This is a genomic window from Pseudomonas arsenicoxydans, assembly GCF_006438915.1.
GTDB lineage: Bacteria > Pseudomonadota > Gammaproteobacteria > Pseudomonadales > Pseudomonadaceae > Aquipseudomonas > Aquipseudomonas arsenicoxydans_A.
On sequence record NZ_RCZE01000002.1, the window covers coordinates 239,000 to 255,408 of the forward strand.

Here is a 16,409-nt window from a genome sequence, read left to right on the forward strand (position 1 = left end):
CACATTCGACCGCATTTCTCCTGAAAGAACTCGGTCAAATGTGGGAGCGGGCTTGCTCGCGAAGGCGATCAGGCAGTCGCCACAGAAACCCCAGGCTCAACCACCGCCACCAACCCTTCCTTCATCCGCTTCGCATCCCGCACAAAACACCGCGACGCCATAAACAGAAACACCATGGTGAAGAACAACGCCACCGGAATCAGGTACATCGCGTCATGCAGCCCGACGGCCTTGAACGCCTCGGTCATCTGTTCGGCACCCGCCGCCAGCATTGCTGTGTGCGCAAAGTGATCGGACAAACCGCCCACCACCACGGGCCCCAATCCACCGCCGAGCAAATACAGCCCGGCAAAGAACAACGCCATCGCCGTCGCGCGCAAACGCGGCTCGACCACGTCCTGAATCGCGGTGTAGACGCAGGTATAGAAGTTATAGGCAAACAACCAACCCACACTGAAGATCGCGACAAACACGCCAATTTCGATACGTCCGGAGTGCAGCGCCCACGCCGTGCATACGGTCGAGATAATCAGGCTGAACGCTGCAAACAACAGCCGACCATTGGCCACTCTCTGGTGGATCTTGTCGGCGACCCAGCCGCCGAGTGTCAGGCCGAACAAACCGGTCACGCCGACGATTACGCCCGTTGCCACCGCAGCCTCCTGCAACGGCATCAGGAAGTAGCGCTGCAACATCGGCACCAGGAATGAGTTGCAGGCGTAGGTCGCGAAGTTGAAACACAGCCCCGCCATCACCAGCCACAGGAACGTCGGCACCGCCAGCACCCGGCGGATCGGCCGGTCCACGCGCTCCTGCGACACCTGCACGGTTTCAGCTGCGCCGCGTTTCGGCTCTTTGATGAAAAACATGAAGATCGCCAGGATCAGCCCCGGCACCGCCGCGATAAAGAAAGGCGCACGCCAGCTATCGAATGCCTTGACCATCGCGCCGATGGTGAAGAACGCCAGCAACAGCCCCAGCGGCAGACCCAGCATGAAGATGCCCATCGCCCGTGCCCGGCGATGCGCCGGAAACAAATCACCGATCAGCGAGTTGGCGGCCGGTGCGTAACTGGCTTCACCGATGCCGATGCCCATGCGCACGATCAGGAAACTCCAGAAGCTGCCCACCAGCCCATTGACTGCCGTCAACCCGCTCCAGACCGCCAGGCCCCAGCCCATCAACTTGCTGCGCGAACCGGTATCGGCCATCCGCCCCAGCGGCAGGCCGGCAATTGCGTAAACCAGGGTGAAAGCGGTGCCGATGATCCCCAGCTGAAAGTCGCTGAGGTGCCATTCCATGCGGATCGGTTCGATGATGATGGCGGGAATGGTGCGGTCGAAGAAGTTGAACAGGTTGGCCAGGAACAACAGGAACAGAATGCGCCAGGCATTCGCCGCTTGGGTCGAGTTCTGCATGGGGTCCGTCTCTTTTATTGTTATTGGGGCCTCACTGTCCCCGGAATCGTCAATCTAGACAGGCCCACCCACACTGTCTGTCATTATTTACAAGGCTGATATCAGGCCATGGCATTCACGCAGACGGGCTGATCGCCAGGCCCAGGATTCACGGGGATCCGGCCGCTATTTTCACGGTGCCGTCCGTCGCTGAAAAATACCTTTCATACCCCCTTCCAAAGCCCGTTGCGAAGCCTAGAATAGCCCCCCTGTCCGCTCCCCTGCGTACCCCCTCCTGCGTAGATAATCGACCATGTCCGAAGTCAGTCCGTGTCTGAATTGCGGTGCCTGCTGTTCCTATTTCCGTGTGTCTTTTTTCTGGGGTGAATGCGCCTCTTCCGGGGGGACGGTACCGGATGATCTGGTCGCGTCGATCAGCCCCAGTCGTGTGGCGATGCTCGGCACCGACTGCAAACCCGCCCGCTGCATCAGCCTTGTGGGAACAGTCGGCAGCGAGGTCAAATGCTCGATTTACAACGAACGTTCCAGCCCCTGCCGGGAGTTTGAGGCGTCCTGGGAAAATGGTCAGGCCAACGTGGATTGCGATGCTGCCCGGGCGGCATTTGGCCTTGCGCCCTTGCAACCGGGGTTCGAAATACCTTACGAACAAATTGCCTGAGGCTTAGTACCAAACGCGATTAGTGTGATGCCAAAAACATATGGAGCCATTTTGCCATCACCCCTTGCACTCCAGGCAAGGCCTCTATACTCGATGACATTCGCCAGCGCTCATTGTGCCGGCCTGGATGACAACGACGGGGCGTGCTATGGAGTGGCTTGGTCTGCATTTCATTACCGAGCTACCAGAGAGCGGGCAATTCATACTCAATTGCGCGCATGACCCTTTTCTGGTGCTGCTGGCTTATGTGGTGGCGTGTGTTGGCTGCTTTGCCACGCTGGACATGGCAGAGCGTGTGGCGCATGCGGAAAACCCGGCCTCGCAACGCCGTTGGCGCTGGGTCGGCAGCGGGTGCCTGGCGGGCGGCATCTGGGCCATGCACTTTATCGGCATGCTGGCGTTCCAGGCACCTGTCGATATTCACTACCAACTCCCCGTCACTCTGATTTCACTGTCAATCGCCCTGTGTGCGGCGTGGCTGGTGATGCACACCCTGAGTCTCCCCGACCTGAATGTCCGGCATTGCCTCAAGGCTTCCGTGTGGGTCGGGCTGGGCATTACCGCCATGCACTACGTGGGCATGGCTTCGATGCATTCGAGTGCCACGGCCTACTACCAGCCGGCATTGTTCGCCTTGTCCATCGTCATCGCGATTGGCGCCAGCCTCTCGGCGCTGTTGCTGTCGCGCTATTTGCGTGACGGCACCGGAATGTTTCACCAGCTACTTAAATACAGCGCCAGCCTCCTCCTTGGCGCCGGCATCCTGAGCATGCACTTCACCGGCATGGCTGCCTTCAATCTGGTGGTGCCCCGCGATAGCGTCATGGCGCCGGCCGGTGAACACAGTCATCTGCAACTGGCGTTGACGGTGGCGGTCATGACGCTGCTGATCATCGGCAGCAGCATCAGCGCGGCACTGGCGGACAAGAAGCTGCAACACAAGGAGCGTGATCTGCAGCGGGTCAATTCGCTGCTCAGCCAACTGGATCAGGCGCGCCTGTCGCTGCAACAAGTGGCGCATTACGACGCCTTGACCAACCTGATCAACCGTCGCGGCTTCAATCAGATATTCGCTGAGAAACTGATCGAGAAGACCAATGAAGGCGGCATGCTCGCGGTGATGTTCCTCGACATCGACCACTTCAAGCGCATCAACGACAGCCTTGGCCACGACGCGGGCGATGAGCTGCTCAAGGTGCTGGCCGGACATATCAAGAGTTCGGTGCGCAGCCACAACGATGTCGTGGCCCGATTTGGCGGTGACGAATTCTGCATTCTCATCGGCCTGAACGATCCCGAAGAAGCGCAGCACATGGCCCAGCGCATCATGCTGAAAATGAAGGAGCCCATCGAGCTCTCCGGGCGCAACATGGTCATGACCACCAGTATCGGCATCAGCCTGTTCCCCCAAGATGGCAGGACCTGTGAAGAACTATTGAAGAACGCCGACCTGGCGCTGTACCAGTCCAAGGACGATGGCCGCAACGGCCTGAATTTTTTCAGCTCCATTCTCAAAACCCGCGCCACGATGGAGCTGCAACTCGAAGAGGAACTGCGGCACGCGTTGCGTAAAGACAATGAGTTGATGTTGTATTACCAGCCGATCTTCGACCTGAAAACCGGCCAGGTCAGCAAGCTCGAAGCCCTGGTTCGCTGGCAACACCCGGTTCACGGTTTGCTGGCGCCTGATCGGTTTATCGCCATTGCCGAGGCGAACGGCCTTATCCGCGAACTCGACAACTGGGTGCTGCGCAAAGCCTGCGAAGACCTGGGTGAACTGTCCCGCCACGGCTGCGAAGAACTGAAGATCGCCGTGAACTGCTCACCGCTGAACCTTGCGCGTGAAGAGCTGGCCGACGAAATCGAACTTGCACTGCGCGCCTCCGGTGTAGCGCCACATCGGCTGGAGCTGGAAGTCACCGAAAATGCGCTGATGGGCAACCTCGCCAACACGTTGGTGCTGCTGCGGCAGATTCGTGCCCTCGGGGTCTCGTTGTCGATCGATGACTTCGGTACCGGTTATTCGTCCCTGGCCTACCTCAAGCGCCTGCCGCTGAACACGCTGAAGATCGACCGCTCGTTTATCCAGGACATTCCCAAAGCGGCCCAGGACATGGAGATCGTCCAGGCCATTATCGTCATGGCCCACAGCCTGCATTTGCAGGTGGTCACCGAAGGCGTCGAAACCTTTGAGCAGTACGATTTTCTCGAACGCCTGGGCTGTGACTTTGTTCAGGGCTACCTGCTCAGTCGTCCGGTGCCGCTGGCCGATTTGCGTCCGGTGCTGAACGAAATCAACCAGCGCCGGCATTCGTGCAACGTCACACCGTTGAGCCTGGCTCGCGGTACATCTGCACTAACGTCGATGGATCTTTTTCCAGGAAGCCCTGGCTCCCATGCAGTCGCATCAGTTGCGCAGCCAACCCGCTGAGTGGCGTGGCCGAACCCTGTTCGCGGGAAAATTTCACGGCGGTGTCGAGGTCTTTGAGCAGCGTGCGCACATGCCATTTCACCGGTTCAAATTGGCTATTCGCCATTTGCGGGGCGAGGATCTGCAACGGTTTTGAATCGGCAAACCCACCGGCCAGCGCTTCGGCGATCAAACGGGCATCCACCCCGGAACTCTCGGCCAACGCCACCACTTCGGCAATAACCAGCGCATTGCACGCCACGATCATCTGATTGCACGCCTTGGTCACCTGCCCGGCCCCGACGCCGCCCATGTGGGTGACTCGCTGGCCCAGGGTCAGCAACAGCGGACGCACTCGCTGCAGATCCGCGGCTTCGCCACCCACCATGATCGCCAGGCTGCCAGCCTCGGCGCCGACCACGCCGCCGGACACCGGTGCATCCAGCCAACTCATGCCGGTGCTGTCGATCAGTTGTTTGGCCATTTCGCGTGTAGCGCTGGGTTCCAGGCTGGAAAAATCCACCAGCAACTGCGCGCTTTTCGCCCCAGAGGCCACCCCGGCCGGGCCAAACACCACCTCACGCACCACCGCGGTGTCCGCCAGGCACAGCAGGACGATGTCGGCGTGCTGGCACAACTCAGCAGGGGTTGCCACTTGTCGGGCACCGGCCTCCACCAACGGCGCGCACTTGGCCGGGTTGCGGTTCCACACGGTCAACGGATAGCCCGCGGCCAGCAGGCGCCGACACATGGGCAGGCCCATCAGGCCAATTCCGGCGAACCCCAACGAAGGTAGCGTTGACATCATTTAGCCTCCTTTTGATTAAAGATCGCCGAATATTGGCCGATCCATCATGACTAAGGAAAGGATTCCACCCACTGCTGCTCAGGCGAGTCCCTGAGACTTTGGCCAAATACGCGCAAAAAAAAGACGCGAGATCCCATTCCGTGAAGGTTTGACGACAGTTGTCGCTCAGCCAACCAGTCCAGGTAGATGGCGCCCAATGACTTCTAAAAATAACCCGGCCGCTACGGTCTCCGATCTGACTCTGAGCCCCGCGGCGAACAGCCCCTCATCGTCGAAGCCATTGACCCCGACGCGCCCGCTGGCCACTCAGCAATACCTGTATTTCACTGAAACCAATACTGACCGTATCCTCGATAACCTCGATGGCCTGCGCGACATGGTGTTCCCGCGCCCGCCCCATCTGGAAGGCGCCAGCGAACAGCACAACGACCAGGAATTCCCGTCGGTGTGCCTGATCGGTCTCGGTCGTTGCGGCTCGAACATTGCCCTGGACGTCGCGGAGCTGGTGTACAACGCCCGCAAGTTCTACCTCAATGAATTCAATAACGAAGACCGTCTGTCGCCGGACAAACGCTTTGCGGAAAAGGGCTACAGCCCGGCGCAATGGATTCGTAACAACCTGCGCCTGGGCAGCAACAAGGGCGCCAAACCGGTGTTCCTGGTGGAACCGCTGGTGATGCTTGGTGACCTCGACAAAGACATTGCCGGTCGCATCCGTTTCTCGCGCAAGGGCGAAAAAAGCGGTTTCCTGCGCGACTACAGCAAAATGAAAATCATGGACTTGTCGGAAGTCCACGCCGGTGGTGCCGGTAACGCGCCGATTCTCGGTCAGTACCTGGCCAAGATCATCCTGAACAAGGACACCCAGCGTTTCTCCAGCCCTGACTGGAAGATGATTCACTCGTACCTGATCGACAGCTGCGGGATCAAGGCCAACCAGTCGCGCCTGTATTTCTCGATCTTCAGTGCCGGCGGCGGTACCGGTTCGGGCATGGCCTCGGAATTCGGCCTGGCCCAGCAGCACTCGTACATGAACAAGACGTTCGACACCAAGCCGATGGACGAACATGACGGCAAGAGCGGTCATTCCTTCGTTTTCGAGCCGATTTTCACCAGCGGCATTTGCGTACTGCCGAACATTTCCGATCACCGCAGCGAAATGTCCGAGGCGCTGCACATCAATGCCGGTCGCCTGCTGTGTAAATACCTGTCGGAAGAGTGGGACTTCTCCTACAACTTCGACAACGAAGACAGCAGCGAAGCCAGCGTCATGGGCCGTATCCGCCCATGGAACGCCATGATGCTGATCTCCAACGACATCATGCGTTATGCCGAAGAAAGCGATGACGGCAACATCCAGAACATTGACGTCAATGCGATGGAAAAACACGCCAACCAATACATCTCGCAGCAGATCTTCAACATTCTGACGGCGCAGGCGGTCACGACCGATTACGACCAGAACTATTTCCGTCGCGCCGGCATCGACATCGGCGAAACCATTCGCCTGGACGCCAACGACCTGTTCATGAGCCTGGCCGGTCCGGTGGCGATTGCCTACGCCGAGTCCGTGGTGCCGGAAACCCCGCCGCCAAGCAGCGACAAGTTCAAGGTGTTCGAGAAAGAGCCGCAGCGCCTGAACATCGATGATTTGTTCTTCCGCTCCATCGACCTGCCGCACTTCAACAAAGTGACCCAGGCGATCGAAGGCATCAGCCTGCTGCCGATCGAGTCCAAGCGCTATCGTGCCTCGCTTGAGCAGTACAAGAATTCCGGCTACGACGCGGCCGCGTTGCACGACCTGCACTTCTTCAAGAACTGCTCGTCGGTGGTGTCGATCGTTTCGTTGCCCAAAGACTACAAGTTGTCCTACATGGACTTGAACCGGTTGAAGACTCACCTCAACAGCCTGTTCCCGAACACCACGCTCAAGCGTTACGCACTGGTGATCGGCGCCTCGGCCAACTTGTCGCTGACCACCCTGATCGCCAAGAGCCCGTGCCTGTCGGACGATTTCCTGACGCTGATCGTCGCGTTCATCAAGCGCTGCTTCGCGAAGAACCCGTACCGCTTCGACGAGACGCTGGATAACTCGATCCTCGACTTCATCATCAATGAAGAATTCGACGAAGACCGCATCGACGAATTGCTCAACGAATTCGAGAACCCGGCGAAGATCCTCGATACCAACTGGTACGCGATCAAACCGATGTACGAGAAGAAGTACCGCGAGCTGATCAACGACAAGGACAAGTTTGTCTCGATCAACGACATTCGCCTGTCGCGTGATTGCGTGAAGAAAGCGGTCAAGTACTTGCGTGAGATCTACCGTCACCGCATTGGCAAGACCAAGGTTATTTCGCTGAATAACCATACGGGCAAGACGTTTACTGTCTGATCCGATACCGCATCGCCCCATTCGCAAGCAAGCCCGCTCCCACATTTAACCGAGTTCCTCCTGAAGGAATGCGGTCGAATGTGGGAGCGGGCTTGCTCGCGAAGGCGGCATCAGATTCAACACAAATCCAACATCCAGAAACAATTAAGCAGCTCCCAGGCCGCCCGACAAACTGTTCCCGTTACGTTTACGTCACCGTGATGCTGGCCACGCCTGTGGCCTTTCTCTACGGCAACATGCCATCACGCTACTCACCTACACACTTTTCCCTGCCCGCTCGACGCACCAAGAAGGCGCAGCGATTCAGCTCGTCGCCCTTTCCTGGATCAGAATCCACGGCGAAACCACCACGGCCCACAGCTGCGGGTCACGCTCAAAAAGATCCAGCGCCCGCGTTTCAGACAGCTTGGCGACCTGGTCGGCAGCCAGCCAGGCGGCCACTTTCTCGCCTTCGTCAGTAGCCACAGCCTCGGCAGCAGCAATCAAATCCAGACCGGGGTCGACCCACAATAGGGCACCCCTGGCGAAGAACGGCTCCAACTCTTTCCAGGTAATAGATGCGGTTTCACCAAGCAGCTTGGCATAGAGGGTGCTAGGTTCTTGAGTCATGGGTCCTGTCCGGAAAAGAAATCGACGCGAATGATAACGTCGGTGGTCCGCCAGAAAAACCCGGTTGCAATTGAGTCACCGATTGAAAAGAGCAGAAAAGCCAAGGAATGCCGCTGAATCAAGCAATTAGCCAGCTAACATCCCGCCGCTATTCTGTCTTTTTCTTTCAAAAAAGCGACACCCTCAGGTTTTGCCCCCCGGCGCTAGCTTCCCAGGCTAACAATTGGCGCTCTACACTGTACCGGTACAGTTGCCGGGGGCATTTTCCGGAGGATATCGAAGATATCTGACCCGGTTCTGCTGCTACGGCGCCAGGACTATAAAAACTACAACAGTAAGAGTGGAGCACTATGACTAAGGCTACTAAGCAGATTTCCAAACTGTTTGCCGCTATGGTTCTGGCCGGGGTTGCCAGCCATTCGTTCGCAGCTGACACCATCAAGATCGGCATCGCCGGCCCTAAGACCGGTCCTGTAGCCCAATACGGCGACATGCAGTTCAGTGGCGCCAAAATGGCCATCGAACAAATCAACGCCAAAGGTGGCGTAGACGGCAAGAAACTCGAAGCCGTTGAATACGATGACGCCTGTGATCCGAAACAAGCGGTAGCGGTCGCGAACAAAGTCGTCAACGACGGCGTCAAGTTCGTGGTCGGTCACCTGTGCTCCAGCTCCACTCAACCGGCTTCGGACATCTACGAAGACGAAGGCGTGATCATGATCACCCCGGCTGCCACCAGCCCGGACATCACCGCTCGTGGTTACAAAATGGTGTTCCGCACCATCGGTCTGGACAGCGCCCAGGGCCCTGCCGCCGGTAACTACATCGCTGATCACGTCAAACCGAAAATCGTTGCTGTTCTGCACGACAAACAGCAATACGGTGAAGGCATCGCCACCGCCGTGAAGAAAACCCTGGAAGGCAAAGGCGTCAAGGTTGCCGTGTTCGAAGGCATCAACGCCGGCGACAAGGACTTCTCCTCGATCATCGCCAAGCTCAAGCAAGCCAACGTCGACTTCGTCTACTACGGCGGCTACCACCCGGAGCTGGGTCTGATCCTGCGTCAATCCCAGGAAAAAGGCCTGAAAGCCAAGTTCATGGGTCCGGAAGGCGTGGGTAACGACTCCATTTCGCAGATCGCCAAAGACGCTTCCGAAGGTCTGCTGGTAACCCTGCCGAAATCCTTCGACCAGGATCCGGCCAACGTTGCCCTGGCTGACGCGTTCAAGGCGAAGAAAGAAGACCCGAGCGGTCCGTTCGTGTTCCCGGCCTACTCGGCTGTTGAAGTAATTGCCGGTGGTATCGAAGCCGCCAAGAGCGAAGACACAGCCAAAGTGGCTGCTGCCATCCACGCTGGCACCTTCAAGACCCCGACTGGCGATCTGCAGTTCGACGCCAAGGGCGACTTGAAAGACTTCAAATTTGTGGTTTACGAGTGGCACTTCGGCAAACCAAAAACTGAAGCTTCGCCTCAGTAAGGCCTTGCCTGACTGACTGCCAACAAAGCCCACGGCGTGCCGTGGGCTTTGTTTTACGAACGTTTTGGGCCGCGCTGGCGTGATCCGCCAGTCTCCCCACCTGAAAATCTCAAAACCGTCATCAGCGGTTCGCTGGCAAACCTCGCGTTCGAAGTGGATGCAGATCCACGGGGCTCGAGCGGGAAAATGACTCCACCAGTGAAATGCGTATCAGGTTTTTAGGAGCGCTGTAATGCCTGACATCTATCACTTTTTCCAACAGCTGGTTAATGGCCTGACCATTGGCAGCACGTATGCCCTGATCGCCATCGGCTATACGATGGTTTACGGCATCATTGGAATGATCAACTTCGCCCACGGCGAGGTGTACATGATTGGTTCCTACGTGGCGTTCATCGCCATCGCGGGCCTGTCCATGATGGGACTCGACAGCGTTCCGCTGTTGATGACTGCCGCTTTCCTCGCGACCATCGTCGTGACCAGTGCCTACGGCTACAGCATCGAACGGATCGCCTACCGCCCCTTGCGCGGCAGCAACCGTCTGATTCCGCTGATTTCCGCCATCGGCATGTCGATCTTCCTGCAGAACACGGTTCTGCTGGCGCAAGACTCCAAGGACAAATCCATCCCCAACCTGATCCCTGGGAACTTCACCATCGGGCCAGGTGGCGCACATGAAGTGCTGATTTCCTACATGCAAATCGTGGTGTTCGTGGTGACCTTCGTCGCCATGCTCGGCCTGACAATGTTCATCTCCCGCTCTCGCCTGGGTCGCGCCTGCCGTGCCTGTGCCGAAGACATCAAGATGGCCAACCTGCTGGGTATCAACACCAACAACATCATCGCCCTGACCTTCGTCATCGGTGCTGCACTGGCGGCCATCGCGGCCGTGCTCCTGAGCATGCAGTATGGCGTGATCAACCCGAACGCCGGTTTCCTCGTCGGCCTCAAGGCCTTCACCGCAGCGGTATTGGGCGGTATCGGCAGCATCCCCGGCGCCATGCTCGGCGGGATCGTGCTGGGGGTAGCGGAAGCCTTTGGTGCCGACATCTTCGGCGACCAGTACAAGGACGTCGTGGCTTTCGGTCTATTGGTTCTGGTGTTGTTGTTCCGGCCAACCGGCCTGTTGGGCCGTCCGGAGGTTGAAAAAGTATGACTAGGAATCTTAGACAGGCGTTGTTCAGCGCACTGTTAGTTTGGGCTGTGGCGTATCCGGTACTCGGGCTGAAGTTGACCATCGTCGGCATCAACCTGGAAGTCCATGGCACCAGCAATACCACGCTGCTCATCATCGCCGTCTGCTCGGTGCTGATGTTCCTGCGGGTGTTGTTCGACAAGTCGATCAGCGCGGCCTGGAAATCCTCGCCAAGCATGCCGGGCATGCCGGCCAAGGCCAGTAACTTCCTGACCCTGCCGACCACCCAGCGCTGGATCATCATTGCGCTGATCATCGGTGCGCTGGTGTGGCCGTTCTTCGGCTCGCGCGGCGCGGTGGACATCGCCACGCTGGTGCTGATCTACGTGATGCTCGGCCTTGGCCTGAACATCGTGGTCGGCCTGGCCGGTCTGCTCGACCTCGGCTACGTCGGTTTCTATGCCGTTGGCGCCTACAGTTATGCGCTGCTGTCGCATTACTACGGCCTGAGCTTCTGGATCTGCCTGCCGATTGCCGGCCTGATGGCGGCCACGTTCGGCTTCCTGCTGGGCTTCCCGGTGTTGCGTTTGCGCGGTGACTACCTGGCGATCGTGACCCTGGGCTTCGGTGAAATCATCCGTCTGTTCCTGCGGAACCTGACCGACATCACCGGTGGCCCGAACGGCATCAGCAACATTCCCAAGCCAACGCTGTTCGGACTGACCTTCGATAAAACCGCCGCAGAGGGGATGCAGACGTTCCACGAATACTTCGGCCTGGTCTACAACCCGGTGAACAAGGTGATTTTCCTTTACCTGATCGCGGTGTTGTTGTCGCTGTTCGCCCTGTTCGTCATCAACCGCTTGCTGCGCATGCCTCTGGGCCGTGCCTGGGAAGCGCTGCGTGAAGACGAAATCGCCTGCCGGGCGCTGGGTCTGAACCCGACGGCGATCAAGCTTTCTGCGTTCACCCTGGGTGCGTGCTTCGCCGGTTTCGCCGGCAGCTTCTTCGCCGCGCGTCAGGGCCTGGTGACTCCGGAGTCCTTCACCTTCATCGAGTCGGCGACCATCCTCGCCATCGTGGTGCTGGGCGGCATGGGCTCGCAACTGGGCGTCGTGCTGGCGGCCACGGTGATGATCCTGTTGCCGGAAATGATGCGTGAGTTCAGTGAATACCGCATGTTGATGTTCGGCGCCTTGATGGTGCTGATGATGATCTGGCGCCCTCAAGGCCTGCTGCCCATGCAACGTCCTCACATGGAGCTGCGCAAATGAGCCGCGAGATCCTTAAAGTCGAAAATCTGAGCATGCGCTTCGGCGGCTTGCTGGCGGTCAACGGCGTCGCCCTGACCGTGAAGGAAAAACAGGTCGTGGCACTGATCGGCCCCAACGGCGCCGGCAAGACCACCGTGTTCAACTGCCTGACCGGTTTCTACAAGCCGAGTGGCGGCAGCATCTTGCTGGACGGCGAGCCGATTGAAGGCCTGCCGGGTCACAAGATCGCCCTCAAAGGCGTGGTGCGGACCTTCCAGAACGTGCGGTTGTTCAAGGACATGACCGCGGTCGAGAACCTCTTGATCGCCCAGCACCGTCACCTGAACACCAACTTCCTGGCCGGCCTGTTCAAGACCCCGGGCTTTCGCAAAAGCGAACGCGAAGCCATGGAGTTCGCCGAGTACTGGCTGGAAAAGGTCAATCTCAAGGCTTTCGCCAACCGTCCAGCCGGCACCCTGGCTTATGGTCAGCAACGTCGTCTGGAAATCGCTCGCTGCATGATGACCCGTCCGCGGATCCTCATGCTCGACGAACCGGCTGCCGGTCTGAACCCGAAGGAAACCGAAGACCTCAAGGCGCTGATCAGCGTGCTGCGTGAAGAGCACAACGTGACCGTGCTGCTGATCGAGCACGACATGAAACTGGTCATGAGCATTTCCGACCACATCGTCGTGATCAACCAGGGCACGCCCCTGGCCAACGGCACGCCGGAACAGATCCGCGACAATCCCGAAGTGATCAAAGCCTACCTGGGGGAAGCGTAAATGCTGCAATTCGAAAACGTTTCCACCTTCTACGGCAAGATCCAGGCCCTGCACAGCGTCAACGTGGAAGTCCGCCAGGGCGAAATCGTGACCCTGATCGGCGCCAACGGTGCCGGCAAGTCGACCCTGCTGATGACGCTCTGCGGTTCGCCGCAGGCCCACAGCGGCAGCATCCGCTACATGGGTGAGGAACTGGTCGGTCAAAGCTCGTCGCAGATTATGCGCAAGAGCATTGCCGTGGTCCCGGAAGGTCGCCGGGTGTTCTCCCGCCTGACCGTGGAAGAAAACCTCGCCATGGGTGGCTTCTTCACCGACAAGGGCGATTATCAGGAACAGATGGACAAGGTTCTCGAACTTTTTCCACGCCTGAAAGAACGCTTTGCCCAACGCGGCGGCACCATGTCCGGCGGCGAACAGCAAATGCTCGCCATCGGCCGTGCGCTGATGAGCAAACCCAAGCTGCTGCTGCTCGACGAACCTTCGTTGGGCCTGGCACCGATCATCATCCAGCAGATCTTCGACATCATCGAACAACTGCGCAAGGATGGCGTGACCGTGTTCCTGGTCGAGCAGAACGCCAACCAGGCGCTGAAAATTGCCGACCGCGCGTACGTTCTCGAGAACGGCCGGGTGGTGATGCAAGGCACCGGTGAAGCCCTGCTGACTGACCCGAAAGTGCGTGAAGCGTATCTGGGTGGTTAAGTCTTTGCGGTAAACAAAAAACGGCCTTCGGGCCGTTTTTTTGTGCCTGCCACAAACCTTCCAGACAACGGAGATCCCTTGTGGGAGCGGGCTTGCTCGCGAAGGCGGTGTGTCATTCAACGTACATACTGACTGACCCTACGCCTTCGCGAGCAAGCCCGCTCCCACAGTAGATTGGTGGAGTTTTGAAGTTTTTTCAAAAGTTTTGGGCACGGCTGTAACGCATCGCCATGACCTTTCTCTAGAGGGGTAAGCCAGCACAAACGCTGCTGACCCAAACCTCAAAAACCGGAGAAACATCATGACTGCTACCACCCGCACCCTGTCCGCCACTGCCTTGGTTCTGGCCCTTGGTTCGGCCTTGAGCATGGCCGCCGTGTCCACCGCCCACGCGGCCGACGACATGGAAAAATGCTTCGGCGTGGCCATGAAAGGTCACAACGATTGCGCAGCAGGCGCCGGCACCACCTGCGCCGCCACGTCGAAAACCGACTTCCAGCCTAACGCCTGGAAACTGGTCCCTAAAGGCACCTGCGCCACCACCGAAAGCACGACCTCGCCGACCGGTTTCGGGCAAATGGAAGCCTTCAAAGCCAAAGCCTGATCCCAACCCCGCCCGAGTGTCGACCATGAACAATCTACCGTTCGGGCTCCCGCCCCGCGCCGGGCTGGGGCTCAAGACCGAGCACTTTCGCGAAGTGCTCGGTTCGCAACCGGACATCGGTTTCTTCGAAGTCCACGCCGAAAACTACATGGTGGCCGGCGGCCCGTTTCATCACTACCTGGGTTTGATACGCGAGCAGTATCCGCTGTCGCTGCATGGCGTCGGCTTGTCGATTGGGTCCCAGGGTCCGCTGGACTCTCAGCACCTCAAGCGCCTCGGCGCACTGATCGAGCGCTATCAACCCCAATCCTTTTCCGAACACCTGGCCTGGTCCAGCCATGGCCCGGTGTTTCTGAATGACCTGCTGCCCCTGGCCTATGACACGCCGACGCTGAGCCGCGTCTGCGAACACATTGATCAAGTCCAAAGCACCCTCAAACGCCCGATGCTGCTAGAGAACCCGGCGACGTATCTGGCGTTTGAACGCTCGACGTTCGATGAGGCGGACTTCATCAGCGAAGTCATCCGCCGTACGGGCTGCGGTCTGTTGCTGGACGTGAACAACGTCTACGTCTCGAGCATCAATCATCAGGGCGATCCGTTAGCCTACATAGACGCCCTGCCCCTCCATACCGTCGGCGAGATTCATCTGGCCGGCTTCGCCGAAGACACCGACAGCCTCGGTGACCGTCTGCTGATCGATGATCACGGCGCCCCCATCGATCACGCCGTCTGGGCGTTGTACCAGCACGTGCTGGAGCGAACGGGCCCGATAGCGACCCTGATCGAGCGCGACAATCAGTTGCCGGCCTTCAGCGTCTTGCACGCCGAGGCGCGTCAGGCCGATGAACTGTTGCAGTTTGCGCGAGGTCGGTCATGAGCACGCAAGCCGCATTTGCTGCGGCCCTGCTTGATCCCCGACTGAACTGTCCCAAGGGTTTGTTCAGTACCAACGGCGCCGATCCCGACAGCCGGTTCGCGGTGTATCGCAATAACGTACAGAGCTCGCTGATCAACGCCTTGGCGCACAGCTACCCCGTGGTCGGGCAATTGGTTGGCGATGAATTTTTCCGTGCCATGGCCGCGATCTATTTGCTCGGCAATGCACCTCAGAGCCCATTGATCAAGGATTACGGCCACGATTTTGCGGACTTTATCCAAAGCTTCGAACCGGCGGGCAGCGTGCCGTATCTGGCCGATGTCGCGCGGCTGGAACGCCTGCGCACCCTCGCTTATCACGCGGCCGACGCCCAGCCGTTGAGCCCTGAACAGATCGGCGCAACGCTCGCTGACCCGCAAACCCTGAGCGAGCTGACCGTCGAACTTCACCCCTCGCTCAAACTGCTGACGTCGGCCTTCGCCGTGGTCTCGATCTGGGCCGCCCATCAGCACAATTCAACATTGGCCGGGATTGATCTGGACCACGGGCAACACGCGTTGATCCTGCGCAACGGTCTGGATGTTGAAGTCTTCGTCATCGAACCCGGCGCCAGCGCCTTCATTCAGAACCTGCAAAACGGCCAGCCGCTGATTCAGGCCGCGGAATCCGCCCCCGCGTTCGACCTCGGCCAAACCCTGGCCCAACTGATCAGCCACAACGCCATTACTCACCTACACCACAACAAGGTATCGCCATGAACACTCAGAACCCGATCAGCCGCGCCATCGCGCTGCTGGAGATGATTCCACAGAGCCTGATCGCCTTGATTGCGCGGTTCTCCATCGCGGCGGTGTTCTGGAAGTCCGGACAAACCAAGGTCGAAGGCCTCGCCATTGATTTGATCGACGGCACGTTCCAGTTCGGCTGGCCGCGCCTGGCCGACTCGACCATTCCATTGTTTAAGAGTGAGTACCACGTGCCACTTCTGTCGCCAGAAATTGCTGCGCACATGGCCGCATTCGCCGAACACTTTTTTCCGGTGCTGATATTGATTGGCTTTGCCACGCGGTTTTCGGCGCTGGCCTTGCTGGGCATGACCCTGACGATTCAACTGTTCGTGTACCCGGATGCCTACCCGACTCACGGCACCTGGGCGGCGGCGTTGCTGTATTTGATGGCGACCGGGCCGGGGAAACTCTCTATTGATCACCTGATCGCCCGACGCTTCGTCCGCTGATAACACCCCGAAAACTTCCGGCGATGAAGATCTA

General features: G+C 58.7%; 15 protein-coding genes. 12 read left to right on the plus strand and 3 right to left on the minus strand.

What is annotated here, in order from left to right; genetic code table 11:
- Positions 1 to 68 precede the first annotated feature (68 nt).
- The gene (locus tag EAH78_RS04575) at positions 69 to 1,418 is read right to left on the minus strand and encodes a spinster family MFS transporter (protein WP_140666176.1); all 1,350 of its coding nucleotides are present in this window, start codon (positions 1,416 to 1,418) and stop codon (positions 69 to 71) included.
- A gap of 292 nt (positions 1,419 to 1,710) precedes the next feature.
- On the opposite strand from EAH78_RS04575, the gene EAH78_RS04580 reads away from it, so the two are divergent.
- Together EAH78_RS04580 and EAH78_RS04585 are read left to right on the plus strand one after the other, a co-directional pair.
- Complete coding sequence (locus EAH78_RS04580; protein ID WP_140666179.1) at positions 1,711 to 2,076, plus strand: YkgJ family cysteine cluster protein; 366 nt, start codon at positions 1,711 to 1,713, stop codon at positions 2,074 to 2,076.
- A gap of 148 nt (positions 2,077 to 2,224) precedes the next feature.
- The gene (locus EAH78_RS04585) at positions 2,225 to 4,507 is read left to right on the plus strand and encodes a putative bifunctional diguanylate cyclase/phosphodiesterase (protein ID WP_140666181.1); all 2,283 of its coding nucleotides are present in this window, start codon (positions 2,225 to 2,227) and stop codon (positions 4,505 to 4,507) included.
- On the opposite strand, the gene EAH78_RS04590 is transcribed toward EAH78_RS04585, so the two are convergent.
- The gene (locus tag EAH78_RS04590; RefSeq protein WP_140666183.1) at positions 4,398 to 5,294 is read right to left on the minus strand and encodes an NAD(P)-dependent oxidoreductase; all 897 of its coding nucleotides are present in this window, start codon (positions 5,292 to 5,294) and stop codon (positions 4,398 to 4,400) included. The two genes, EAH78_RS04585 and EAH78_RS04590, sit on opposite strands and share 110 nt — an antisense overlap.
- Before the next feature lie 196 nt (positions 5,295 to 5,490).
- Between EAH78_RS04590 and EAH78_RS04595 the strand changes: the two genes are divergently transcribed.
- On the plus strand, positions 5,491 to 7,692 hold the full coding sequence (locus tag EAH78_RS04595; RefSeq protein ID WP_140666185.1) for a hypothetical protein: 2,202 nt from the start codon (positions 5,491 to 5,493) through the stop codon (positions 7,690 to 7,692).
- 303 nt (positions 7,693 to 7,995) lie between these two features.
- Here EAH78_RS04595 and EAH78_RS04600 read toward each other — a convergent pair whose 3' ends face one another.
- Positions 7,996 to 8,301 carry a DUF2288 domain-containing protein gene (locus EAH78_RS04600; RefSeq protein ID WP_140666187.1) on the minus strand — a complete coding sequence of 102 codons (306 nt, stop codon included), beginning with the start codon at positions 8,299 to 8,301 and terminating at the stop codon, positions 7,996 to 7,998.
- 350 nt (positions 8,302 to 8,651) lie between these two features.
- Between EAH78_RS04600 and EAH78_RS04605 the strand changes: the two genes are divergently transcribed.
- From EAH78_RS04605 to EAH78_RS04650, 9 genes are all read left to right on the plus strand, one after another.
- Positions 8,652 to 9,779, plus strand: coding sequence for a branched-chain amino acid ABC transporter substrate-binding protein (locus EAH78_RS04605; protein ID WP_123433780.1), 1,128 nt, complete (start codon positions 8,652 to 8,654; stop codon positions 9,777 to 9,779).
- A 232-nt stretch (positions 9,780 to 10,011) separates the two neighbouring features.
- On the plus strand, positions 10,012 to 10,935 hold the full coding sequence (gene livH / locus EAH78_RS04610; RefSeq protein WP_140666189.1) for a high-affinity branched-chain amino acid ABC transporter permease LivH: 924 nt from the start codon (positions 10,012 to 10,014) through the stop codon (positions 10,933 to 10,935).
- The gene (locus EAH78_RS04615; RefSeq protein WP_027925629.1) at positions 10,932 to 12,188 is read left to right on the plus strand and encodes a high-affinity branched-chain amino acid ABC transporter permease LivM; all 1,257 of its coding nucleotides are present in this window, start codon (positions 10,932 to 10,934) and stop codon (positions 12,186 to 12,188) included. Before livH ends, EAH78_RS04615 begins: the two co-directional genes overlap by 4 nt.
- Positions 12,185 to 12,952, plus strand: coding sequence for a high-affinity branched-chain amino acid ABC transporter ATP-binding protein LivG (gene livG / locus EAH78_RS04620; RefSeq protein ID WP_123433778.1), 768 nt, complete (start codon positions 12,185 to 12,187; stop codon positions 12,950 to 12,952). Before EAH78_RS04615 ends, livG begins: the two co-directional genes overlap by 4 nt.
- A complete protein-coding gene (locus EAH78_RS04625; protein WP_123433777.1) occupies positions 12,953 to 13,654 on the plus strand; it encodes an ABC transporter ATP-binding protein in 702 nt (233 codons plus the stop codon).
- Between the two features lie 301 nt (positions 13,655 to 13,955).
- Positions 13,956 to 14,258 carry a BufA1 family periplasmic bufferin-type metallophore gene (gene bufA1, locus EAH78_RS04635; RefSeq protein WP_140666191.1) on the plus strand — a complete coding sequence of 101 codons (303 nt, stop codon included), beginning with the start codon at positions 13,956 to 13,958 and terminating at the stop codon, positions 14,256 to 14,258.
- A gap of 25 nt (positions 14,259 to 14,283) precedes the next feature.
- Positions 14,284 to 15,138, plus strand: a complete 855-nt coding sequence (bufB, locus tag EAH78_RS04640; protein ID WP_140666193.1) for an MNIO family bufferin maturase — start codon at positions 14,284 to 14,286, stop codon at positions 15,136 to 15,138.
- Positions 15,135 to 15,896, plus strand: coding sequence for a DNA-binding domain-containing protein (locus EAH78_RS04645; protein ID WP_140666195.1), 762 nt, complete (start codon positions 15,135 to 15,137; stop codon positions 15,894 to 15,896). Before bufB ends, EAH78_RS04645 begins: the two co-directional genes overlap by 4 nt.
- Entirely contained in the window at positions 15,893 to 16,375 is a 483-nt protein-coding gene (locus EAH78_RS04650) for a DoxX family protein (RefSeq protein WP_140666197.1), read from the plus strand. Before EAH78_RS04645 ends, EAH78_RS04650 begins: the two co-directional genes overlap by 4 nt.
- The last annotated feature ends 34 nt before the right edge of the window (positions 16,376 to 16,409 follow it).

Coding starts and splice junctions, on each gene's coding strand:
- EAH78_RS04645 (WP_140666195.1), top strand. CDS start 15,135: ATGAGCACGCAAGCCGCATTTGCTGCGGCCCTGCTTGATCCCCGACTG.
- livH (WP_140666189.1), top strand. CDS start 10,012: ATGCCTGACATCTATCACTTTTTCCAACAGCTGGTTAATGGCCTGACC.
- EAH78_RS04575 (WP_140666176.1), bottom strand. CDS start 1,418: ATGCAGAACTCGACCCAAGCGGCGAATGCCTGGCGCATTCTGTTCCTG.
- EAH78_RS04590 (WP_140666183.1), bottom strand. CDS start 5,294: ATGATGTCAACGCTACCTTCGTTGGGGTTCGCCGGAATTGGCCTGATG.
- EAH78_RS04625 (WP_123433777.1), top strand. CDS start 12,953: ATGCTGCAATTCGAAAACGTTTCCACCTTCTACGGCAAGATCCAGGCC.
- EAH78_RS04605 (WP_123433780.1), top strand. CDS start 8,652: ATGACTAAGGCTACTAAGCAGATTTCCAAACTGTTTGCCGCTATGGTT.
- EAH78_RS04595 (WP_140666185.1), top strand. CDS start 5,491: ATGACTTCTAAAAATAACCCGGCCGCTACGGTCTCCGATCTGACTCTG.
- EAH78_RS04615 (WP_027925629.1), top strand. CDS start 10,932: ATGACTAGGAATCTTAGACAGGCGTTGTTCAGCGCACTGTTAGTTTGG.
- bufA1 (WP_140666191.1), top strand. CDS start 13,956: ATGACTGCTACCACCCGCACCCTGTCCGCCACTGCCTTGGTTCTGGCC.
- EAH78_RS04580 (WP_140666179.1), top strand. CDS start 1,711: ATGTCCGAAGTCAGTCCGTGTCTGAATTGCGGTGCCTGCTGTTCCTAT.
- EAH78_RS04650 (WP_140666197.1), top strand. CDS start 15,893: ATGAACACTCAGAACCCGATCAGCCGCGCCATCGCGCTGCTGGAGATG.
- EAH78_RS04600 (WP_140666187.1), bottom strand. CDS start 8,301: ATGACTCAAGAACCTAGCACCCTCTATGCCAAGCTGCTTGGTGAAACC.
- livG (WP_123433778.1), top strand. CDS start 12,185: ATGAGCCGCGAGATCCTTAAAGTCGAAAATCTGAGCATGCGCTTCGGC.
- EAH78_RS04585 (WP_140666181.1), top strand. CDS start 2,225: ATGGAGTGGCTTGGTCTGCATTTCATTACCGAGCTACCAGAGAGCGGG.
- bufB (WP_140666193.1), top strand. CDS start 14,284: ATGAACAATCTACCGTTCGGGCTCCCGCCCCGCGCCGGGCTGGGGCTC.